At 71.8% G+C, this 20,734-nt stretch carries 20 protein-coding genes; 8 read left to right on the plus strand and 12 right to left on the minus strand.

Going from position 1 to position 20,734, the window contains the following annotated elements:
• Positions 1-13: 13 nt before the first annotated feature.
• Both rsgA and aroA read right to left on the minus strand, forming a co-directional pair.
• Positions 14-1,060 (minus strand): ribosome small subunit-dependent GTPase A, encoded by a 1,047-nt coding sequence (gene rsgA / locus LEL83_RS12630; RefSeq protein WP_198656085.1) that lies wholly within the window; start codon positions 1,058-1,060, stop codon positions 14-16.
• Positions 1,057-2,430 carry a 3-phosphoshikimate 1-carboxyvinyltransferase gene (gene aroA, locus LEL83_RS12635; protein ID WP_225559075.1) on the minus strand — a complete coding sequence of 458 codons (1,374 nt, stop codon included), beginning with the start codon at positions 2,428-2,430 and terminating at the stop codon, positions 1,057-1,059. The genes rsgA and aroA overlap by 4 nt, the downstream gene beginning before the upstream one ends.
• A 135-nt stretch (positions 2,431-2,565) precedes the next feature.
• On the opposite strand from aroA, the gene LEL83_RS12640 reads away from it, so the two are divergent.
• Together LEL83_RS12640 and LEL83_RS12645 are read left to right on the plus strand one after the other, a co-directional pair.
• A complete protein-coding gene (locus tag LEL83_RS12640; RefSeq protein WP_263867511.1) occupies positions 2,566-3,366 on the plus strand; it encodes a sigma-70 family RNA polymerase sigma factor in 801 nt (266 codons plus the stop codon).
• Positions 3,363-3,605, plus strand: a complete 243-nt coding sequence (locus LEL83_RS12645) for a zf-HC2 domain-containing protein (protein ID WP_198656083.1) — start codon at positions 3,363-3,365, stop codon at positions 3,603-3,605. Before LEL83_RS12640 ends, LEL83_RS12645 begins: the two co-directional genes overlap by 4 nt.
• A 34-nt stretch (positions 3,606-3,639) precedes the next feature.
• Here LEL83_RS12645 and LEL83_RS12650 read toward each other — a convergent pair whose 3' ends face one another.
• Complete coding sequence (locus LEL83_RS12650; RefSeq protein ID WP_225559076.1) at positions 3,640-5,043, minus strand: LamG-like jellyroll fold domain-containing protein; 1,404 nt, start codon at positions 5,041-5,043, stop codon at positions 3,640-3,642.
• 41 nt (positions 5,044-5,084) lie between these two features.
• Complete coding sequence (locus LEL83_RS12655) at positions 5,085-5,666, minus strand: hypothetical protein (RefSeq protein WP_225559077.1); 582 nt, start codon at positions 5,664-5,666, stop codon at positions 5,085-5,087.
• 114 nt (positions 5,667-5,780) lie between these two features.
• Between LEL83_RS12655 and LEL83_RS12660 the strand changes: the two genes are divergently transcribed.
• The gene (locus LEL83_RS12660) at positions 5,781-6,221 is read left to right on the plus strand and encodes a GNAT family N-acetyltransferase (RefSeq protein WP_198656080.1); all 441 of its coding nucleotides are present in this window, start codon (positions 5,781-5,783) and stop codon (positions 6,219-6,221) included.
• An 80-nt stretch (positions 6,222-6,301) separates the two neighbouring features.
• Here the strand turns inward: LEL83_RS12660 and LEL83_RS12665 are convergent, their stop codons facing one another.
• Entirely contained in the window at positions 6,302-10,060 is a 3,759-nt protein-coding gene (locus tag LEL83_RS12665) for a multifunctional oxoglutarate decarboxylase/oxoglutarate dehydrogenase thiamine pyrophosphate-binding subunit/dihydrolipoyllysine-residue succinyltransferase subunit (protein ID WP_225559078.1), read from the minus strand.
• Between the two features lie 165 nt (positions 10,061-10,225).
• Between LEL83_RS12665 and guaB1 the strand changes: the two genes are divergently transcribed.
• Positions 10,226-11,665 (plus strand): GMP reductase, encoded by a 1,440-nt coding sequence (gene guaB1 / locus LEL83_RS12670; protein WP_198656078.1) that lies wholly within the window; start codon positions 10,226-10,228, stop codon positions 11,663-11,665.
• A gap of 97 nt (positions 11,666-11,762) precedes the next feature.
• Here guaB1 and LEL83_RS12675 read toward each other — a convergent pair whose 3' ends face one another.
• The 4 genes from LEL83_RS12675 to LEL83_RS12690 form a co-directional block, all read right to left on the minus strand.
• Complete coding sequence (locus LEL83_RS12675; protein ID WP_198656077.1) at positions 11,763-12,800, minus strand: hemolysin family protein; 1,038 nt, start codon at positions 12,798-12,800, stop codon at positions 11,763-11,765.
• The gene (locus tag LEL83_RS12680; protein ID WP_225559079.1) at positions 12,797-14,194 is read right to left on the minus strand and encodes a hemolysin family protein; all 1,398 of its coding nucleotides are present in this window, start codon (positions 14,192-14,194) and stop codon (positions 12,797-12,799) included. The genes LEL83_RS12675 and LEL83_RS12680 overlap by 4 nt, the downstream gene beginning before the upstream one ends.
• 154 nt (positions 14,195-14,348) lie before the next feature.
• Positions 14,349-15,431: an NADH:flavin oxidoreductase/NADH oxidase gene (locus LEL83_RS12685; RefSeq protein ID WP_225559080.1), complete on the minus strand. Its 1,083-nt coding sequence runs from the start codon at positions 15,429-15,431 to the stop codon at positions 14,349-14,351.
• 9 nt (positions 15,432-15,440) lie between these two features.
• Positions 15,441-16,073, minus strand: a complete 633-nt coding sequence (locus LEL83_RS12690) for an HAD family hydrolase (RefSeq protein ID WP_225559081.1) — start codon at positions 16,071-16,073, stop codon at positions 15,441-15,443.
• Between the two features lie 24 nt (positions 16,074-16,097).
• Between LEL83_RS12690 and LEL83_RS12695 the strand changes: the two genes are divergently transcribed.
• On the plus strand, positions 16,098-16,958 hold the full coding sequence (locus tag LEL83_RS12695) for an ADP-dependent NAD(P)H-hydrate dehydratase (RefSeq protein ID WP_225559082.1): 861 nt from the start codon (positions 16,098-16,100) through the stop codon (positions 16,956-16,958).
• 255 nt (positions 16,959-17,213) lie between these two features.
• Here the strand turns inward: LEL83_RS12695 and LEL83_RS12700 are convergent, their stop codons facing one another.
• The gene (locus LEL83_RS12700; protein ID WP_225559083.1) at positions 17,214-17,924 is read right to left on the minus strand and encodes a YceI family protein; all 711 of its coding nucleotides are present in this window, start codon (positions 17,922-17,924) and stop codon (positions 17,214-17,216) included.
• A gap of 81 nt (positions 17,925-18,005) precedes the next feature.
• On the opposite strand from LEL83_RS12700, the gene LEL83_RS12705 reads away from it, so the two are divergent.
• Both LEL83_RS12705 and LEL83_RS12710 read left to right on the plus strand, forming a co-directional pair.
• Positions 18,006-19,307 (plus strand): glycosyltransferase 87 family protein, encoded by a 1,302-nt coding sequence (locus LEL83_RS12705; protein ID WP_225559084.1) that lies wholly within the window; start codon positions 18,006-18,008, stop codon positions 19,305-19,307.
• The gene (locus LEL83_RS12710) at positions 19,304-19,612 is read left to right on the plus strand and encodes a thiamine-binding protein (RefSeq protein WP_225559085.1); all 309 of its coding nucleotides are present in this window, start codon (positions 19,304-19,306) and stop codon (positions 19,610-19,612) included. Before LEL83_RS12705 ends, LEL83_RS12710 begins: the two co-directional genes overlap by 4 nt.
• A 3-nt stretch (positions 19,613-19,615) precedes the next feature.
• On the opposite strand, the gene LEL83_RS12715 is transcribed toward LEL83_RS12710, so the two are convergent.
• Entirely contained in the window at positions 19,616-19,804 is a 189-nt protein-coding gene (locus tag LEL83_RS12715) for a hypothetical protein (RefSeq protein WP_225559086.1), read from the minus strand.
• 125 nt (positions 19,805-19,929) lie between these two features.
• Here LEL83_RS12715 and LEL83_RS12720 point away from each other — a divergent pair, with 125 nt between their 5' ends.
• Complete coding sequence (locus tag LEL83_RS12720) at positions 19,930-20,115, plus strand: hypothetical protein (RefSeq protein ID WP_225559087.1); 186 nt, start codon at positions 19,930-19,932, stop codon at positions 20,113-20,115.
• 24 nt (positions 20,116-20,139) lie between these two features.
• Here LEL83_RS12720 and LEL83_RS12725 read toward each other — a convergent pair whose 3' ends face one another.
• Positions 20,140-20,598 (minus strand): hypothetical protein, encoded by a 459-nt coding sequence (locus tag LEL83_RS12725; protein ID WP_225559088.1) that lies wholly within the window; start codon positions 20,596-20,598, stop codon positions 20,140-20,142.
• Positions 20,599-20,734 lie beyond the last annotated feature (136 nt).

Raw genomic sequence — 20,734 nt, forward strand, 5'->3', positions numbered from 1 at the left:
GCGGCCGCGCGCGCTACTCGGAACCGGGGTCGGACGCGCCCATGCCGGTCAGCAGCGCCCGGAACGAGTCGAGCCGCTCGACGCCGGTCGGCCCGAGCTCCCCGGCCTGCACCCGGTCGACGATCTCCCAGTCGTGCGCCTGCGCCAGGGGGATCCCGTCACGTGCGGGGAGCACCGGCACCGCGTGCGACGCGAAGGCCCGGAACACGTTCGCGGGGTCGACGTGCCCCAGGCCGAACGACCGAACCCCCGGGGTGTCGATAATCCAACCGCCGTCCCGCACGCGCAGCGCGATCGACGACGACGAGGTGTGCCGCCCGCGACCGGTCACCGCGTTCACGACGCCGGTGGCACGGCTCGAGCCGGTGATGGCGTTCACCAGCGTGGACTTGCCGACGCCGGAGTGCCCCACGGTCACGGTCACCGCGTCGTCGAGCAGCTCGTGCAGCGCGTCGAACGGCACGTCGTCGGACCTGCTCGTCACGATCCGCAGGTCCAGGCACGCGAAGTGCGCCAGGAACGGCGTCGGGTCGGCCAGGTCGGTCTTCGTGATGCACAGGATCGGGTCGAGGCCGGCGTCGAACGCGGCCACCAGGTACCGGTCGATCAGTCGTGTGCGGGGCTCGGGGTCGGCGGCGGCCACCACGATGAGCATCTGGTCGGCGTTCGCCACGATGACGCGCTCGACCTCGTCGGAGTCGTCGGCGCTCCGGCGCAGCAGGGTGGTCCGCTCCGCGACCTTCACGATGCGGGCCAGGGACCCGGGATCGCCGGAGACGTCGCCGACGAGCGACACGTGGTCGCCCGTGACGACGGACTTCTTGCCGAGCTCGCGGGCCTTCGTGGCGGTGATGACGCGGTCGTCGACCAGCACGCCGAACCGCCCGCGGTCGACGTTCGTCACCCAGCCCACCGGGGCGTCGTCGTAGGTCGGCCGCGTCTTCGTGCGCGGTCGGTTGCCCTTCGGGTTCGGGCGCACCCGCACGCTCGACTCGTCGTACTGGCCGTACGGCTCGTCCGCGTCGGAGTCGTCCCCGTCGACGTCGTCCCACCAGCTCACGGTCGGACCTCACCCTCCTGCTGGGCCGACGTCGCCACCAGCGCTGCCCACAGCTCCGGGAACTGCGGCAGGGTCTTCGCTGTCGACCCGATGTCGTCGACGGCGACGCCGTCGACGACCAGGCCCACGATCGCGCCAGCCGTCGCCATCCGGTGGTCGTCGTACGCGGCCCAGGCGCTGCCGTGGAGCGCGGCCGGCTCGATCCGCAGGCCCTCGTCGCGTTCGTGCACCGTGCCTCCAGACCGGTTGAGGTCCGCCGCGAGCGCGGCGAGACGGTCCGTCTCGTGCCCGCGCAGGTGGCCGATCCCGGTGATCTCGCTCGGCTCGGCGGCGAGCGCCGCGAGCGCGACGAGCGCCGGTGCGAGTTCGCCGCCGCGGCTCAGGTCCAGGTCGACCCCCGGCAGGGAGGCCCCACCCCGGACCCCGACGCCGCCGTCGACGACCAGGTCGTCACCGTCACGGGCCACGGTCGCGCCCCACAGGGGCAGGAGCGTCTCGAGGTCGGCGCCGACCTGCGTCGTCTCGGTCGGCCAGGTGCGGATGCGCACCGTCCCGCCCGCGACGAGCGCGGCCACCGCGAACGGCGCCGCGTTCGACAGGTCCGGCTCGATGGTGACGTCGCGCGCGGCGATCGGCCCGGGGTGCACGACCCACTCGCCGACCGCCGGCTCGTCGACCCGAACGCTGCGGGCGCGGAGCGCGGCGACGGTCATCTCGATGTGCGGCATGCTCGGCAGGCGCTCGCCGACGTGGGTCAGGTGCAGGCCCTCGTCGAAGCGCGGTGCCGACAGCAGCAGTCCGGACACGAACTGCGACGAGGCCGACGCGTCGATCGTCAGGGCGCCGCCGCGGACGGAGCCCGTGCCGGTGAACGCGAAGGGCATGGAGCCGCCGCCGTCGTCGGTGACCTGGACGCCGAGGTCGACGAGCGCCTGCACGACGGCGTGCATCGGGCGCTTGCGGGCGTAGGGGTCGCCGTCGACGGTCACGGCTCCGACGGCGAGGGCGGCGAGCGGGGGGAGGAACCGCATGACGGTGCCGGCGAGCCCGCAGTCGAGCCGCACGTCGCCGTGCATCGGGGCCGGCGTGATCCGGAGGTCCGGGCCGTAGGGATTGGTGCCGGGCAGCTCCTCGATCCCGACGCCGAGCTGCCGGAGTCCCGCGATCATGAGCGCGGAGTCGCGGGAGTGCAACGGCAGCCGGATCACCGACGGGCCGTCGGCGAGCGCGGCGAGCACGAGCTCCCGGTTCGTGAGCGACTTCGAGCCGGGCAGGGCCACGTCACCGCGCAGCGGACCGTGCGCGAGCGGGGCGGTCCAGGGCTCGTTCGGGGCCGGTGTCCCGTGCGGGGAATGCGTCGTGTCTGCCATCGGTTCACCAGGGTACTGAACGCACCGGGAGGATCAGTGGCGACAGCAACACTCGCGCGGGAGCGGACCGGCACGGCGACCGTGCTGCCCGCCGCGCCGACGACGCTCGGCGTGCTCGGCCTAGACTTGCCGACGATGACGACCGACGAACCGCAGGCAGTACCGCACGACCTGGTCGAGGAGACCGAGGTGCAGCTCGACGCGGTGTCCGACGAGGCCGCCGCGCTCGACGCCGAGGCCGAGCCGGAGCCCGCGGACGAGAAGACCGTCTCCGAGGGGGAGCTGCGGGCCCTGTTCGAGGACCAGGCCCTGCCGTTCATGGACCAGCTCTACGGCGCCGCGATGCGGATGACCCGCAACCCGGCCGACGCGTCGGACCTGGTGCAGGAGACCTTCGTCAAGGCGTTCGCCGCGTTCCGGCAGTTCAAGCAGGGCACGAACCTGAAGGCCTGGCTGTACCGGATCCTGACGAACACGTTCATCAACACGTACCGCAAGAACCAGCGGAACCCGTACCAGGGCACCATCGACGAGCTCGAGGACTGGCAGCTCGGCGGCGCGGAGAGCGTCACGCAGTCGATCTCCGCGCGGTCCGCCGAGGCCGACGCGATCGACCACCTGCCGTCCTCCGCCGTGAAGGACGCCCTGCAGGCCATCCCGGAGGACTTCCGGATGGCCGTCTACTTCGCCGATGTCGAAGGCTTCTCGTACCAGGAGATCGCCGACATCATGAAGACCCCCGTGGGGACGGTCATGAGCCGCCTCCACCGTGGCCGCCGGCTCCTGCGAGGGCTGTTGGCGGACCACGCCCGTGAGACCGGCATCGTCCCGGACGCAGCGTCGACGGCGACGATGCGTGGCAGGGGACGGGGCGCGGCGGAGACGACGACGACAAGCGCGGCCTCGGGCCGCACCGGACGGAAGGACGCACGATGAGCGGCTGCGACTGCTCGAAGGCGAAGGCCGAGCTCGAGGAGTTCCTGCACGACGAGCTCCGCGGTGAGGACGCCGCGGACATCCGGGAGCACATGGACGACTGCGTGGACTGCCAGACCGAACACCGGGTCGGGGTGGTGCTCATGGAGACCGTCAAGCGCGCCTGCAAGGAGACCGCGCCCGAGCACCTGCGCTCCGAGATCCTCGCCCGCATCCGGGTGGAGCAGGCGACGCACTGACGGTCAGCGCCGTCAGTGCGTCGTGTCGGCGGCGTCAGCGGCCGACTGTGTGGTGCTCGCGGATCGTCGATGCTGTGAGCAGTTGGTCGTGGACACGGACCGTGTCCATCGAGCCGGTGAAGACGGTGCTCGTCGGGGCGTTCGGCCACGTCGGGTCGACGACGCCCGAACCGGCTCGCCAGTACCCGCTGTAGGCGGCAGCGGAAGCCGCGTCCGTCCGTGCGGCGACACGCGTGCCGTCGAGCCACAGCTCCAGACGACCACTGGTGAACTGCCCGACCGCGTGGTGCCACGTCCCGTCGTCCACCCGTGCGGCGCTCTGCGTGACCTTGGCGACCGATCCGTCCCAGACGCCGAACGCCAGGCGTCCGTCCGGCCCGACGTAGAAGTTGCGGTCGTACGCCCCGGACGGACCTGTGCTCCGCTGGCTGAACCCGAGCAGTCGTCCCTGCGTGGCGGTCTTGAACCACAGTTCCAGGGCGAACGTCTCCGGTGCCGCCTGCGCCGTGCGGGTGTGGACGACCCCCGTGTCGGCGGAACCCGATCGGAAGTCCGCGAAGGGGTTCGCGCCGCACGACCCGTCGACCCGCACGACGCTCGGCCGGAGCACTGCGTCCCGCCCGTGCCCGGAGCGGTCGACGACGACGTCGCCGGCCTTCTCGGAGAAGTCCCACGCGAGCACGGCGCCGTTCGTGGGCCCGTGGAAGCACGGGAACAGCGACGCTCCGAAGGACGCTCCGGATGCGGTTGTGCCACTGAACGTGGCGCCGGTGGTGCTGCCCACCAGCGCGATGAGCACCACCGCTGCGAGGGCGGGCAGCGCCGCGCGCGGTGCGGCCGTGACGTCCACGCCGATCGGCGGCGCTCCCGGCTCCCAGCGCGGGACACCACAGGTGGGGCAGGGTCGACCGGCGCGGAGGTCCCGGTCGAGGCGGCTCAGCAACACCGCCGCGCCGACGCCCAGGCAGACCGAGACGAGTGCGGCCCAGTCGCCGGTGCGGATCCAGACCCCGGGGAGCCCGACGACGGGGAAGCGGAGGACCCCGACACCGAGGACGGCGTCCGGTGCCACCGTGGTCCGGTCCGCGCTCGGGTTCGCGTCGCCACGGAGCCGGAGGCCGCCGTCCTGCTCGATCCGCGCCAGGCGGTGCAGCCGCAGCCGGTCGTCGTGGTCCGGGTCGTCGACCAGCAGGACGCGCCCGGTCTCGACCGCGTCCCCGTCGGTGGGCACCGCGGCGACGACGTCACCGGTGCGGATGCCCGGGGCCATCGAGTCCGACACCACGGTCGTGAGGTGCCAGCCGAGTGCCGCCGGCAGCGCGGCCCAGACGGCGAGCAGGAGCACCGTCCAGAGCGCGGTGCGCGCCACGACCGCGAGGAGCAGCCGGGGCAGCTCTCCGACGCAGCGGACGGGTCGTCGGGTGACGGTGGTCGACACGGGCTGCTCCTCGCGGTCGTGGTCGGTCGGGGTCGGGAGGATCAGTCGGTCTGCGCTTCCCAGACGAACGTCGTGCCGGCCTCGGACGACTGCACGGTGTTCGGGGCGTCCTCCGACAGGGTGTAGCTGATCCGGTACGTGGCGGTCGCGGTCCCGGTGGCGGGCTTCCAGGAGTCGAGCCCGGTGCCGAACGAGTCGTGCGCCGCGAGGTCGGCGAGGCTGCCGTCGTGGACGCTGGCCGCCGAGGTGAAGGTGCCGCAGTCGCCGGCGGTGCCGAGGGACCCGCGCTCCACCTGCACGTCGAGGTGCGTCCCGAGCGCGTCGGTGTCGGTCTGCTCGTCGACGAAGAACTTGACCGTCGAGGCGTTGGTGGTCTCGGCGGTGACGGTGATGCAGTTCGTGCCGGAGGCCCCGGGGACCAGGTCGTCGACGTCGAACATCGCGACGCCCTGGTCGTCGTCGGTCAGGGCGACGGCCCCGGTGCGCCAGCTGTTGCCGGCGTTGTCGGTGCTGCTCGAGAACGCGGCGTACGACGCGGTGGCGATGAGTGCGCCGCTGGCGACGACGGCGAGCGGGAGCGCGATCCAGGCTGCGGTGCGGCCGTGGCGAGAGGTGATGTGCATGGCTGTCCTGTCGGTCGGTTCACCCGGCGGGTGATATGCCAGCAGCATATATGAATATCAGTTGCGACGAAACCCCGTCGCAACACGTCCCGGGTGCCCGGTAGGGTCGCGAGCATGACCCTCTCCGCCGAGTCGATCACCGCTTGGTCCGACACGGACGTCGCCGACGTCGCCGCCCTCGTCCGCCTGCTCGGTCACGCCGTCGACGAACCGTCGATGCGCGCCCGACTCGAGCGCCTGACGCCCGAGGCCGGGCACCGCACCTGGGTGGTCCGCGGCGACGACGGCCGCGTGGTCGCCGTCGGGGGCGCGCAGGTCACCTGGGCCTACGCGAGCGACGAGCCGACGGCGCAGCTCCTGCTGCTGGTCGTGGACGAGACGGCCAGGAGGCTCGGCACCGGTTCGGCGCTCATCGACACGTTCGAAGCGTGGGCCGTCGAGCAGGGCGCGCGTCGCCTGAGCGCCGTGAGTGCGGCCGCGACGGACAGCGCGCACCGGTTCTACCAGAAGCGCGGGTACCACGACGCCGGGGTGCGGTACACCAAGATCGCGTAGCGCCGGCAGCCTCTCGCGAACGACGGAGCGCCCCGTCCGGGAGTCCCTGCGGACTCCCGGACGGGGCGCTTCCTCATCAGCTAGGCCGACACGCTCAATGCGGTGCTGATGACCTCGGCGGCCTCCTGCGCGGAGCGCTTCGAGGAACCCGTGGCCGGGGCGGCACTCGCCGAGCGGGCGGCCACCGACAGGGTGCGACCGTCCAGGTGCGGCGTCAGGTTCATGCAGACGAACGGCCAGGCGCCCTGGTTCTCAGGCTCTTCCTGCGCCCACACGACGTCGGCGTCGGGGTATCCCGACAGCACCTCGAGGATGCGCTCGAGGGGGAGCGGCGCGAGCTGCTCCAGGCGGACGAGCGCGACGTCGGTGGCGCCCCGCTTGTCGACCTCGGCGCGCAGGTCGTGGTGCACCTTGCCGGAGTGCAGCACGACGCGACGCACGGCACCCTTGTCGGTGATGCGGTCGTCGTCGAGGACCTCGTCGAAGGTGCCGCTCGTGAACGCGTCGACCGAGCTCGTCGCCTGGCGCAGCCGGAGCATGGCCTTCGGCGAGAACACCACGAGCGGCTTCTGCGGCTTGGCCCAGGCCTGCCGGCGCAGCAGGTGGAAGTACGACGCCGGGGTCGACGGCCGCGCGACGATCATGTTGTCCTCGGCGCACAGCTGCAGGTAGCGCTCGATGCGTGCCGACGAGTGGTCCGGCCCCTGGCCCTCGTAGCCGTGCGGCAGCAGCAGGACGAGACCCGAGCGCTGCCCCCACTTCTGCTCGGCGGACGAGATGAACTCGTCGATGACGATCTGGGCGCCGTTCGCGAAGTCGCCGAACTGGGCCTCCCAGAGCACGAGCGCCTCGGGGCGTTCCACCGAGTACCCGTACTCGAACGCCATCGCCGCGTACTCGCTCAGCAGCGAGTCGTAGACGTAGAACCGGGCCTGGTCCTCGGTGAGGTTCGACAGCGGCAGCCACTCCTGGCCGTTGACCCGGTCGTGGAACACCGACTGGCGCTGCACGAAGGTGCCGCGGCGGGCGTCCTGTCCCGCCAGGCGGACCGGCTTGCCCTCGACCAGCAGCGATCCGATGGCCATGAGCTCGGCCATGGCCCAGTCGATGCCGCCGCTGCGGGTCATCTCGGTGCGCTTGGTCAGCAGCTGCTGCAGCTTGGGGTGGATCGAGAAGCCGGCGGGCGGGTTGCTGTGCGCGTCGCCGATGGCCCGGACGAGGTCGTCGGACACCGCGGTCTCGTGCACCTCGTTCTCGGAGTCGTCGCGCTGCGCAGCCGGGCGTTCGAGCCCCTGCACCGCGCCGTCGTCGTCGACCTCGATCACCGGGATGGTGCCGGTCTGGGCCTCGTGCGTCTCGGCGAAGGCGCGTTCCAGGCGGTCCTGGAAGTCGCGGTGCGCCTCGTCGTACTCCTCCTGCGTGATGTCGCCGCGGCCGACGAGGGCCTCGGTGTACAGGGTGCGGACGGAGCGCTTCGCCTCGATGAGGTTGTACATGAGCGGCTGCGTCATCGAGGGGTCGTCGCCCTCGTTGTGGCCGCGGCGGCGGTAGCAGATGAGGTCGATCACGACGTCGCGGTGGAACTGCTCGCGGTAGGCGAAGGCCAGCTCCGCCACCCGGGCGACGGCCTCGGGGTCGTCGCCGTTCACGTGGAAGATCGGCGCCTGGATCGTCTTCGCGACGTCGGTGGAGTACACCGAGCTGCGCGCCGACTCGGGCGGGGTGGTGAAGCCGACCTGGTTGTTGATCACCAGGTGCACCGTGCCGCCGGTGCGGTAGCCGCGCAGCTGCGACATCTGCAGCGTCTCGACGACCACGCCCTGGCCGGCCATGGCCGCGTCGCCGTGCACGAGCACGGGGAGCACGCCGAAGCTGCCCGGCGCCTCGCGGTCCTGCTTGGCGCGGACGATGCCCTCGAGCACGCCGTCGACGGCCTCGAGGTGCGAGGGGTTCGCGGCGATCGTCACCGGGATGCTCGACCCGTCGGACGTGCGGAACACGCCCTCGGTGCCGACGTGGTACTTCACGTCGCCCGAGCCCTGGCCGGACACGGTGCCGGGGAGCGACGAGCCCTCGAACTCGCGGAAGATCTGGCCGTAGGTCTTGCCCGCGATGTTCGTCAGGACGTTGAGCCGGCCGCGGTGGGCCATGCCGATCGCGACCTCGGCGAGCCCGGCACCGGCGGCGTGCTGGATCAGGGTGTCGAGGAACGCGATCGTCGACTCCCCGCCCTCGAGCGAGAAGCGCTTCTGTCCGACGTACTTCGTCTGCAGGAAGGTCTCGAACGCCTCGGCCTCGTTGAGCTTGCCGAGGACCCGCAGCTGCTCCTCCTTGGAGGGCTTCGAGTAGGGGACCTCGATGTGCTCCTGCACCCAGCGCCGCTGCTCCGGGTCCTGGATGTGCATGTACTCGATGCCCACCGTGCGGCAGTAGGCGTCGCGGAGGATCCCGAGGACGTCCCGCAGCGGCGCGGTGGTGGTGCCGGCGAGGCCGCCCGTGACGAACTCGCGGTCGAGGTCCCAGAAGGTCAGCCCGTGGTTCTCGATCTCGAGGTCGGGGTGGGTGCGCTGGCGGTACTCGAGCGGGTCGATGTCCGCCATCAGGTGCCCGCGCACGCGGAAGCTGTTGATGAGCTCCTGCACGCGGGAGGTCTTGTTCACCCGGTGTGCCAGGTCGACGTTGATGTCGTTCGCCCACTGGATCGGCTTGTACGGGATCCGGAGCGCGGCGAAGATGCCGTCGTAGAAGCCGTGCTCGCCGATCAGGCGCTCGTGCACGTGCTTGAGGTACTCGCCCGAGCCCGCACCCTGGATGACGCGGTGGTCGTAGGTGCTCGTCAGCGTGATGGTCTTGCCGATGCCGAGCTCGACCAGGGTCTTCGCCGCCGAGCCCTGGAACTGCGCCGGGTACTCCAGGGCGCCTGCGCCGATGATCGAGCCCTGCCCCTTCGTCAGGCGGGGGACCGAGTGCACGGTGCCGATGCCGCCCGGATTGGTGAGCGAGATCGTTGTGCCCTGGAAGTCGGCCGGCGTGAGCTTGTTGTCGCGGGCCCGCTTGACGAGGTCCTCGTAGGCCGACAGGAACTGCCCGAAGGTCAGGGTCTCGGCGCGCTTGATGCTCGGCACCAGCAGCGAGCGAGTGCCGTCCTTCTTGGGCACGTCGATCGCGATGCCGAGGTTCACGTGCGCGGGGGTGACCAGGAACGGCTTGCCGTCGCGCTCCTCGTAGAAGACGTTCTGGCTCGGGAACTCCTTGAGCGCCTGCACCATCGCCCAGCCGATCAGGTGCGTGAACGAGATCTTGCCGCCGCGCGCTCGGCGCAGGTGATTGTTGATGACGATCCGGTTGTCGATCATCAGCTTCGCCGGGATCGTGCGGACGCTGGTCGCGACGGGCACGGACAGCGAGGCGTCCATGTTCGACGCCAGGGTCTTCGCCATCCCACGGAGCGGGGTCGCCACGTCCTCGTGGGTCTCCTCGTGGTCGTCGGCGGCGTCGTTCGCCTCGGCCGGGATCGGCTGCGGTGCCGGCTGGCGCGACGTGGTCTTCGCCTGGATCGGACCGCCCTGCGCAGGAGCCTGACCCTGCTGCGCGGGTGCCGGTGCCGAGGCCGGGGCCGGTGCGTCGGTGCCGGTCGTCCCGGCGGGGGATCCGGAGCCCGCTGCCGCTGCCGGCGCGTCACCGCCCTGCGTGCGGTGGTAGCTCTCGAGGACCGGCCACCAGGACTTGTCGACCGATTCCTTGTCCGCGACGAACTGCTCGTACAGCTCGTCGACGAGCCACTCGTTCGCCCCGAATTCGCCCGCGGTCTCGTCCGTTCCGGTCAGATGGCTCGACACAGCCGATCGCCCACTCTCCGTCGATAGATGCTCGTGTGTGTCGTGCGGAGCAACCCTGCGCCGCACAGGTGCCCAGCCTAGCCGTTCGCTCCCGACCGTTCCGTGCCAGCGTGGCGCGAGTCGGCGCGCGGCGGGGGCACGGACGAGCGCCGTACAGTGGGATGCATGAGGTTCTACGAGACGCGGCCGACCCACGACCTGACCTACTCCGACGTCTTCCTCGTCCCGAGCCGTTCGGGCGTGACGAGTCGCTTCGACGTGGACCTCGCCGCGAACGACGGCAGCGGTGCGACGATCCCGATCGTCAGCGCCAACATGAACTCCGTGACCGGCCCCCGGCTCGCCGCCACGCTGGCCCGACGGGGCGGCCTGGGCGTCCTGCCGCAGGACATGCACCTGCAGGACCTCGCCGCCGCGATCCGCTGGGTGAAGGACCAGCCGGTCGACTTCGACACCGCCTACGACATGGGAGCGGACACCACCGTCGCCGAGGCCCTCGAGCAGCTGCTCCCGGTCGCCGGCCGCGGTGTGGTCGTCCGCGACGCCGACGGCGAGTACCTCGGGTGCGTCCCGGCGAGTCGGCTCGGCGACGCCGGACCGGACGCCACGCTCGGCGACCTGCTGCACGGTGCCTCGACCGCCATCGACGCCGACGACGCCGGCACGCCCCGGCACGTGTACGACGTGCTCAGTGCCGCCGAGGTCGACTTCGCGCCGGTGGTCCGCCACGGCCGGGTGGTCGGCACCACGAGCCGCACGAGCGCCATCCGCTCCGACATCTACACGCCCGCCGTCGACGCCTCCGGCCGGCTCCGCGTCGCCGCCGCGCTGGGCATCAACGGTGACGTCGCCGCCAAGGCGAAGGCCCTCGCTGCCGCCGGCGTCGACGTCCTGGTCCTCGACACCGCGCACGGTCACCAGGAGGGCATGCTCCGCGCGCTCCGCACCGTCGCCGCGCTCGACCTCGGCATCCCGCTGGTCGCCGGCAACGTCGTCACCGCCGACGCCGTCGCCCACCTGGTGGCCGCGGGCGCGGACATCATCAAGGTCGGTGTTGGTCCGGGCGCGATGTGCACCACCCGCATGATGACCGCGGTCGGCCGTCCGCAGTTCTCCGCCGTGCTCGAGACCGCTGCGGCCGCGCGCTCGCTCGGCGCCCACGTCTGGGCGGACGGTGGTGTGCGGTACCCGCGCGACGTCGCGCTCGCCCTGGCCGCCGGTGCCTCGGCTGTCATGATCGGCTCGTGGTTCGCCGGCACGCTGGAGGCGCCCGGCGTGCTCCGCCGCGACGCCGCCGGCAAGGCCTACAAGGAGAGCTGGGGCATGGCGTCGGCCAAGGCCGTCCGGGAACGCTTCGAGCGGCTCGACCCCTACGAGCGGGCCCGCAAGGAGCTCTTCGCCGAGGGCATCTCGTCGTCGACGATCTACCTGGACCCCGAGCGCCCGAGCGTCGAGGACCTGCTCGACATGATCACCACGGGTGTCCGCAGCTCGGCCACCTACGCCGGCGCGTCCTCGCTCGCCGAGTTCTCCGAGCGCGCCCTGGTCGGCATCCAGTCCGCCGCCGGGTACGAAGAAGGCAAGCCCCTGCCCGTCAGCTGGTAGCGCGGACGGGGCGCGCGTCGCCCTGGTCGCGACCACCGACGGACGGGAGGCGCGGTGCCAGCTGGCACCGCGCCTCCCGTCCGTCGTTCGGTCGCGTCTACCGGCGTCGGGTCGCGTCCTCGACCTCGCCGACCAGTTCTTCGAGGATGTCCTCGAGGAACAGCACGCCGATCGTCTGGCCGTCGGCGTCGAACGCCCGCGCGACGTGGCGACCCGCGGCCCGCATGGTCGCGAGCGCGTCCTCCAGGTCCATCTCGGTGTAGAGCGAGATGAGCTGGCGGATGCGCTTCGGCGGCACCGGGTCGTCGAACTCGTCCGGGCGCAGGTCGATGACGTCCTTCACGTGCACGTAGCCCGTGGGGGAGCCGTCCTCGCCGACGAGCACGTAGCGCGAGAACCCGCGCTGTGCCACCGCGTGCTCGACGTCGCCGGGGGTGGCGTCCTCGGGCAGGGTGACGAGCTCGGCCATCGGCACCGCGACGTCACGGACCTTCTTCTCGGTGAACTCGAACGCCAGGGCGAGCTTGCCGTCGTCGGTCAGGGTGCCCTCACGGCGGGACTGCTCGACGATGGTCTGCACCTCCTCCACGGTGAACGCGCTCACCGCTTCGTCCTTCGGCTCGACGCGGAACAGGCGCAGCACGGCGTTCGCGACCTCGTTCAGGCCGACGATCACCCAGTGCAGGCCGTGGCCGATGTACCAGAGCGTCGGCACGAGCAGCAGGGCCGCGCGGTCCGGCATCGAGAACGAGATGTTCTTCGGCACCATCTCGCCGAACACCACGTGCAGGAACGACACGAGCAGCAGCGTGAACACGAAGGCCACGGTGCCGATCACCTCGGCGCTCCAGCCGGTCAGGTGCAGCGGGACCTCGAGCAGGTGGTGGATCGCCGGCTCGGAGACGTTCAGGATGAGCAGCGAGCACACGGTGATGCCGAGCTGGGTGGTCGCGAGCATGCGGGTGGCGTGCTCCATCGCCCACAGCGTCATCTGCGCGGCCTTGGAGCCGGCCTCTGCGCGGGGTTCGATCTGCGACCGACGTGCAGAGATGACGGCGAACTCGGCGGCGACGAAGTACGCGTTGCCCATCAGCAGCACGACGAGCCAGAAGATCCCCCACCAATCGGAGCTCATCGGGTGCCGCCCTTCGTCGTGGCCTTCGCCGGCGTGGTCTTGGGGGTGCTGCGGGTGGACGGGATGATGATCGCCGTCGCCCCGGTGTCGTCGGACGGTGGCGTGGGGGTCCAGCGGATGCGGTCGATCCGCCTGCCGTCCAGACGCTCGACGCGGAACACGCCGCCGTCGAGTGGGACCTCGTCGCCGACGACGGGCAGACGGCCGAGCGTCGACATGACGAACCCGCCGACGGTCTCGTACGGGCCGTCCTCGGGCACCGTCACGCCGGCGCGGTCCTCGAGCTCGTCGGGGCGCAGCAGTCCGGGGAAGGTCAGCCAGTCGCGGGAGCGCACGACGTCGATGCGCGCACGGTCGTGCTCGTCGGAGACCTCGCCGACGATCTCCTCGATGAGGTCTTCGAGGGTGACGACCCCGGCGGTGCCGCCGTACTCGTCCACCACGATGACCATCTGGTAGCCGCGGCCACGGACCTCGGCGAGCAGGGTGTCGCCCGGCATGGTCTCGGGCACGCGTTCCGCGTCGGTCATCAGGGCCCCGACGGGGACCTCCGGACGCTTCTCGCGCGGGACGGCGACGGCCTGCTTGACGTGCACGATGCCGACGACGTCGTCCGCGTCCTCCTCGATGACGGGGAAGCGGCTGAAGCCGGTCTTCCGGGCGAGGGCGATGACGTCCTCGGCGGACTCGGACACCCGGATCGTGGACAGCCGCGGGCGCGGGGTCATCACGTCACTGGCGCTCAGCTCGGAGAACGAGATGGTGCGCTCGAGCAGCGTCGCGGTGTCCTGTTCGAGCGACCCCTCGGACGCCGAGCGGCGCAGCAGCGAGGTGAGCTCCTCGGCGCTGCGGGCACCCGAGAGTTCCTCCTGGGGTTCGATGCCCATCGACCGGAGCACCGCGTTCGCCGTGCCGTTCAGCAGCGCGACGGCCGGCTTGAAGACCGTCGTGAACGCGATCTGCAGCGGCACGACCAGCTTGGCGGTCTGCAGCGGCAGCGCGAGGGCGAAGTTCTTCGGCACGAGCTCGCCGAGGATCATCGACAGCAGGGTCGCGATGACGAGCGCCACGATCGAGCCGACCGTCTCGACGATGCTCTCGGGCAGCTGCATCGCCAGGAACGGCGCCTCGAGCAGCGTCGCGATCGACGGTTCGAGCAGGTAGCCGGTGAGGAGCGTCGTCAGGGTGATGCCGAGCTGCGCGCTCGACAGGTGCGTCGAGGTGACCTTCAACGCACCGATGACCGGTGCGAGCCCGGCCTCACCGCGGTCGCGACGGGCCTCGACGTCCGCCCGGTCGAGGTTGACCAGGGCGAACTCGGACGCGACGAACACACCCGTGCCGAGCGTCAGCAGGATGCCGCCGATCAGCATGACGATGTCGATCGGACTCATGATTCACCCCCGTTCGCGCACAGGGGTGTGCTGCTCACCGAGTGAGCGGCGGATGAGTGAGGCGAAGAACTATTCGGGGGATCGTCCACAGTGCTGTCGATCGTACTCCCTGCGGGGGCGGCTCCCCGGGAATCGGTCGAGAACGACGGCGTGGTCACCCGGTGACGCGGGCGCGGTGGTACTGCTGCGGCTCGTAGTCGACCGAGACCCCGAGCTCGACGGCGGCACGCAGCGCGAACGACGGGTCGCGGAGCATCTCGCGTCCGATCATCACGACGTCGGCCTGTCCGGTCGCGACGATCTGCTCGGCCTGGAAGGCGTTCGAGATCATGCCCACCGCGATCGTGCCGATGCCGGCGTCCCGCCTGACCGCGGCGGCGTGCGGCACCTGGTAGCCGGGGCCGACCGGGATCGGTGCGCTCGCGACGTTGCCGCCGGTCGAGACGTCGGCCATGTCGGCGCCGTGCTCGGCCGCCCAGCGCGCGACGGTCGTGGTCTCCTCGAGCGTGAGGCCGCCCTCGACCCAGTCGGTGGCCGAGAACCGGACGACGACGGGGAAGCCCTCGCCGACCTCGGCGCGGACCGCGTCGACGACCTCGAGCAGCGCCCGTGCGCGGTTCTCGAGCGACCCGCCGTACTGGTCGGTGCGCTGGTTGCTCAGCGGGGACAGGAACTGGTGCAGCAGGTACCCGTGCGCGGCGTGGACCTCGACCAGGTCGAAGCCGGCTTCGACCGCACGCCGGGCGGCCTGGGCGAAGGCGAGCGCCATCACGCGGACGTCCTCGACGGCGAGCTCGCGCGGCACGTCGTAGCCGTCGAAGGCCACGGCCGACGGCGCGACGGTGCTCCAGCCGCCCTGGTCGGCGGGGACGGTGCCGTGCGTGGTCTCCCAGGGGCGGTACGTCGAGGCCTTCCGACCGGCGTGTGCGAGCTGGATGCCCGCGGCGGCGCCCTGCTGGTGCAGGAAGTCGACGATCGGCACGAACGCGTCGCGCTGCTGGTCGTTCCACAGCCCCAGGTCCTGCGGGGTGATCCGACCCTCGGGGACGACGCCCGTCGCCTCGACCACGACCGCGCCGGCGCCGCCCTTGGCGAACCCGCCCAGGTGCACGAGGTGCCACGGGGTCGGGACGCCGTCCTGCTGGTCGACCGAGTACTGGCACATCGGGGAGACCCAGATGCGGTTGCGGACGGTCAGGTCACGGACGGTGATCGGGTCGAACAGGGCGTGCGTCACGCGGGCTCCTCAGAGGACGGGGGCCGGTGCCTCGGCCAGTCCCGTCAGGAACGACCGCAGTGACGCCGGCGACGTGTAGTGGTGGCCGACCGCCCCGATCGCTTCTGCACCGGCGGCGTTCTCGGCCCTGTTGTCCACGAACACCATCTGACCCGGCTCGATTCCCAGACGCGCACAGGTGTCGCGGTAGATGGATGCGTCGGGCTTGAGGACGTGTTCCTCGGCGCTCACCACGACGGTCTCGAACAGCGACCCCATCGGGGACCGACGGTACGGGTCGCCGAAGTCGAAGCCGGCGTTCGACAGCAGCGCCACGCGGGTGCCGGCGTCGTGCAGCTCCTCGACGATCGCGAGCGTCTCCGGCTCGACCTCGAACCACCCGGTGAAGTCGATCGCCCAGAACCGGTGGATGTCGGAGACGCTCCAGGTGCGTCCGGTCCGTTCGGCGATCGCGCGCCAGTACGCCACGACGGACAGGTCACCGCGGTCCAGGTCGTGCCGGAGCTCCTGGTAGACCGGGAAGAGCTCGTCGGCCGGGACACCCGTGGCGTCGACCAGGGCCTCCCGCGAGGCGTGCGGCGTCCGGCTGATCACCTCGCCGTAGTCGAAGACCACCACACGATCACGCAGGAACAGGCTCATGCGCTCCACCGTAACGTGGGGCCGGTGAACGACTTCGTGCCCGTCCGACCGTCCGATGCCGCCGCGTGGGTGACCGCGCCGACGGGGGAGTCCACCAAGTACCGCCGCGGGGTGCTCGGCATCGCGACCGGCTCCGACCAGTACCCCGGTGCCGCGGTGATGGGGGTCGACGCCGCCGTGCACACCGGTGTCGGCATGGTCCGCTACGTCGGGCCGGATCGGGCCACCGACCACGTGCTCACCCGCCGCCCCGAGGTCGTTTCCGGCCTCGGCCGCGTGCAGGCCTGGCTGGTCGGGTCTGGGATCTCGGCCGGGTCCCTCGACGAGCTCGACGAGACGACGGCGTCCGGCTTCGAGCACGCATCCGACGACGGTGTCCCCGTCGTGGTCGACGCCGGCGCGATCCCGCTCGTCGACCTCGGGCCGCTCGCCGTGCTCACGCCGCACGCGGGCGAGCTCGCCTCGGTGCTGGGCGTGGACCGGGACGGGATCGAGCGGGACCCGGCCGCCGCAGCGCTCCGTGCCGCCGAGCAGACCGGCAGCGTCGTGCTGCTCAAGGGTGAGCGCACGCACGTGGTCACCCCGGACGGCTCGGTGCGGCTCGTGGCGTCCTCGGCGACACCGTGGCTCGCCGCCGCCGGCGCCGGGGACGTGCTCGGCGGGGTGCTCGGCGCCCTCGTCGCCGCCCGGCAGGGGGCCGCCGAGGCCGCGGACTCCTCGCTCACGCCGTCGGACCTCGCGCACCTGGCCGCGTCGGCCGCGGTCGTGCACGGGATCGCGGCGCGTCGTGCGTCCGGCGGTGGGCCGTTCCCCATGACGACGCTCATCGCCGAGCTGCCGGGAGTCGTGCGAGACCTGGTCGTGGACGGGGACGCGCGCGGGTAGCGGTCGGTGCGCGTGCACCTTCCGACGATCCACGAGGTGATCGACGCGTGTCCTGTCGGAGGATGCGCACGCAATGGGTACGTGCGCATCCAGCGACGGGGCACCTCGGGTTCGACAGGTGGAAGGTCGCAACATGCGCACGCATCACATGGCGGGTGCGCCCCGGACACGGCGGACGGGAGGCGCGGTGCCAGCTGGCACCGCGCCTCCAGGCCGTCGGCGGTCACGTGACGGGCGCAACACGCGTTGCGGACGTCAGCTCGCGGGGGTCGCGTGCACCAGGAACTCCACGGAGCCGGCGTCGTCGACCTTGACGAACCCGAGGTTCGGGGCCTGCACACCGTAGTCGGAGAACGTGACCGGGACCGAGCCGGAGACGTCGACGCCGTCGCCGCTCAGGCCGACCTGCAGCTCCGCGGTGACGTCCTTCGTGACGCCGTGCAGGGTGAGCTTGCCCGGGGCCGAGACGGTCGTCGTGTCGGATCCGCTCGGGACCGCGTCGGCGATCGGCTCGGTGAGCTCGAACGTGGCCTCGGGGAAGGCGGCCGCGTCCATCGCGGAGTCGCGGAAGTAGGCGTCGCGCTGTTCGGAGTCGGTGGTGATGTCGGCGACCTGCACGGTGATCGTCGCCGCGGTGATGCTCGTGCCGTCGACGGTGGCGGTGCCCGAGACGCTGTCGGTGCGGCCGGTGACGGTGACGTCGGAGCCGTTGAGGACCTCGTGCACGCGGTACCCGGCCTCGGAGTCGCCGCCGACGGTCCACGTGCCGGAGAGGTCGTCGGTCTCGATCGTCGACGCCTCGCGGGTGGCGGCCACCGAGGGTGCGGCCGATGCCTTCGCGTTCTCACTGCTCGAGTAGACGTTCGTCGCCACGACGACGGCGACGACCGCCAGCACGACGACGGCGACGACGACGGAGATCCAGATGACGGCCTTGCGGTGCCTGCGCGGGGTTTCGGTGGTCACGAGCAGAACGGTGACACGTCATGTTGCGGGGAGGCTGGGACTTCCCGGGGGAGCCGTGCGTGCGGCCGCTACGCTCGTCCGGTGCAGAGGACGGCGGACCGGTGGATCGAACGCGTCGGGTTCGTGCTGGCGTTCGCCGCGGTGCACGCGTTCCTGTGGTGGCTCACGACGGTGTCGACGAACCTGCCGCTGGGCGACGTGACGATCACCTACAGCCGCTGGATCGAGACCGGCCGGTCCGCGGGGTTCTGGGTGGGCATCGACGGGGAGTGGGTCTACCCGATCCTGGCGATCGTGCCGATGGCGGCCGCGGCGCTCGGCGGCGTGGCGTCGATCGGCACCGGGTGGCTGCTGCTCATGGTCCTGCTCGACGCCGTGGCCTGCGCGTTCCTGTGGCGGTTCCGGGCGCGCGTCGGGTCGTCCGGTCGCTCCGGAGTGCGCGGCGTGCGGGTCGTCTGGTGGTGGCTGCTGTTCCTGCTGGCACTCGGCCCGATCGCGCTCGGTCGGATCGACACCGTCGCCACGGTGCTCGCGCTCGTCGGGGTGGCGTTCGTCGCGTCGCGGCCCGCGGTCGCCTCGGCGCTGTTCACCGCCGGCGCCTGGACGAAGGTGTGGCCCGCAGCACTCGTGGCGGTGCTGTTGTTGCGGCGGGGGCAGCGACGCGGCGTGCTCGCGGGGGCGCTCGTGCTCAGCGCGCTCATCGTGCTCGTCGACGTGCTGTGGGGCGGTGCGCCGTACCTGCTGTCCTTCGTCGGCGAGCAGACCGGCCGGGCGCTGCAGATCGAGTCGCCGCTCGCCACACCCTTCATGTGGGCAGCGGCCGCCGGGGCCCCGGGCGCGGCGGTCTTCTACAACCAGGACATCCTGACGTTCGAGGTGTCCGGGGCCGGCACCCGGGCCGCCGCGGCGGTGTCCACACCGCTGATGGCCGCCGTGGTCGTCGCCGGGGTGCTGCTGGCACTATGGGCCGCACACCGCGGTGCCCGACGTGCCGAACTCGCCCCCGTGCTCGCCCTGCTGTTCGTCGCCGCGCTCGTCGCCACGAACAAGGTCGGGTCGCCGCAGTACATCGGCTGGTTCGCGGTGCCGATCGTCTGGGGCCTCGCCGCCGGGTCGCCGAGCGCCCGACGGTTCGTCCCCGTCGCCCTGCTCGCGCTGCCGACGGCCCTGCTGACGCAGCTGATCTACCCCGGGTACTACGACCAGGTGCTCGCCGTGCAGCCGTGGATCCTCGTGGTGCTGACGCTGCGGAACGTGCTCGTCATCGCTGCGATGGTGTGGGGCGTGGTGGTGCTGGTGCGGATGGGGCTGCGCGGCGGCGACGCCGGGCGCGCGACGTCACCGGTGCGCGGTGTGCCCGAGCGGGGCAGGATGGACGCATGATCGTCGCCTTCTCCGTCGCTCCGTCCGGTGGTACCGCTGCGCAGTCGGACGGGTCCGTGCACGACGCGGTCGCCGCCGCCGTGCGGGTCGTGCGCGAGAGCGGGTTGCCGAACCGGACCTCGTCGATGTTCACCGAGGTCGAGGGGGAGTGGGACGAGGTCATGGACGTCGTCAAGCGCGCGACCGAGGCCGTCGGGGCGTACGGCTCGCGGGTGTCGCTGGTGCTCAAGGCCGACATCCGGCCGGGGCACACCGGTGAGATCGACGGCAAGCTCGAGCGGCTCGAGCAGGCGCTCGGCGAGTAGCCCTCAGCGGCGCCGGCGCGGACGTTCCCGGCGACGGGGGTCGGTGCCGTGCACAGCGGCGACCGTCAGCAGGGCGATCGCCGCGAGCACGAGCACCACGACCGTGACGAGTTCGAGCGGGTTCGCCACGTCCTCGCAGCGGGCGGACGCCCCGGCGGGACAGGACGCGAGGACGGTCATGGCGGTGTGCACGGCACCATCATCGATCAGCGGTGCCGTCGACACGCCGCCGGGGTCGCTCGGATGTCGGTGGTCGGGTGTCTCATGGTGTGCATCGAGCCACGTCCGGTGGCCCCGAGAACGACGAGGAGCGCGTGATGATGCACGACGGCTGGTGCCCCGACTGCGACCTGCGAACGGTCGTCATCGACACGGACGAGCACGGCGACAACGCGTGGGCGACCTGCGCGGAGTGCGGCACGGGATGGGTGCACCGTGACGAGCTGCCCGAGTTGCAGGGCGCGTCGAGCGGTCATGCCGGGCAGGACCGCCGCGCGGCCTGACCGTCACGGGTCGGGCCGGTGCTCTCAGCGCTCGACGTCCCCGTGCACGCCGTTCGCGCGCTGCTGCACCCGCTCGAAGACGTAGTCCGGCTCCGGCTGTTCGAGCGACCCGGTGTAGAACCCGAGGACGAAGCCGTGGCCGAAGAAGCTCGTGGAGTGCCGGTACGCGGTGGCGAACGACTTCTCGCCACTGTCGAGCCGGACCACGCCGAACTGCCCTTCGGCCAGGGCCCACGTGCCGTCGGCCGACACGGTGCTCGGGCGGGACCTGCAGGCGTCGAGCGGGTACCCGCCGTTCCCCGAGTCGTCGCAGACCAGGGAAGCCGGGAAGTCCCGCGCCCGGAACGTCCCGTCCTCGTCCAGCACCAACACCGACTGGGACCAGTCGTCCTGTGCCCACGTGCCGACGAATCCCTGCCGGACGTCTCCGGGCCTCGGCCTGGCCGGCACCCACGAGCAGGCTGTCAGCAGCAGGGCGCTCACGGTCAGGACTCCGATGAACCCTGCGCTGTTCCTCCGCGTCACCGGTCCACCGTCCCCGTCCGTGTCGTGCGCATCGTTCGACCGCAGCGTCCCGGTGCTCGCCAGGAGCCCCCGCCGGGAGCGCAGCCCGTTCCGG

Origin of the sequence: Curtobacterium oceanosedimentum (genome assembly GCF_020297365.1) — a bacterium.
Taxonomy (GTDB): domain Bacteria; phylum Actinomycetota; class Actinomycetes; order Actinomycetales; family Microbacteriaceae; genus Curtobacterium.

Excerpts from the sequence above, each read along its gene's own strand:
- aroA (WP_225559075.1), bottom strand. The coding sequence starts at position 2,430 with ATGGCAGACACGACGCATTCCCCGCACGGGACACCGGCCCCGAACGAG.
- LEL83_RS12640 (WP_263867511.1), top strand. The coding sequence starts at position 2,566 with ATGACGACCGACGAACCGCAGGCAGTACCGCACGACCTGGTCGAGGAG.
- LEL83_RS12645 (WP_198656083.1), top strand. The coding sequence starts at position 3,363 with ATGAGCGGCTGCGACTGCTCGAAGGCGAAGGCCGAGCTCGAGGAGTTC.
- LEL83_RS12655 (WP_225559077.1), bottom strand. The coding sequence starts at position 5,666 with ATGCACATCACCTCTCGCCACGGCCGCACCGCAGCCTGGATCGCGCTC.
- LEL83_RS12660 (WP_198656080.1), top strand. The coding sequence starts at position 5,781 with ATGACCCTCTCCGCCGAGTCGATCACCGCTTGGTCCGACACGGACGTC.
- guaB1 (WP_198656078.1), top strand. The coding sequence starts at position 10,226 with ATGAGGTTCTACGAGACGCGGCCGACCCACGACCTGACCTACTCCGAC.
- LEL83_RS12675 (WP_198656077.1), bottom strand. The coding sequence starts at position 12,800 with ATGAGCTCCGATTGGTGGGGGATCTTCTGGCTCGTCGTGCTGCTGATG.
- LEL83_RS12680 (WP_225559079.1), bottom strand. The coding sequence starts at position 14,194 with ATGAGTCCGATCGACATCGTCATGCTGATCGGCGGCATCCTGCTGACG.
- LEL83_RS12690 (WP_225559081.1), bottom strand. The coding sequence starts at position 16,073 with ATGAGCCTGTTCCTGCGTGATCGTGTGGTGGTCTTCGACTACGGCGAG.
- LEL83_RS12710 (WP_225559085.1), top strand. The coding sequence starts at position 19,304 with ATGATCGTCGCCTTCTCCGTCGCTCCGTCCGGTGGTACCGCTGCGCAG.
- LEL83_RS12720 (WP_225559087.1), top strand. The coding sequence starts at position 19,930 with ATGATGCACGACGGCTGGTGCCCCGACTGCGACCTGCGAACGGTCGTC.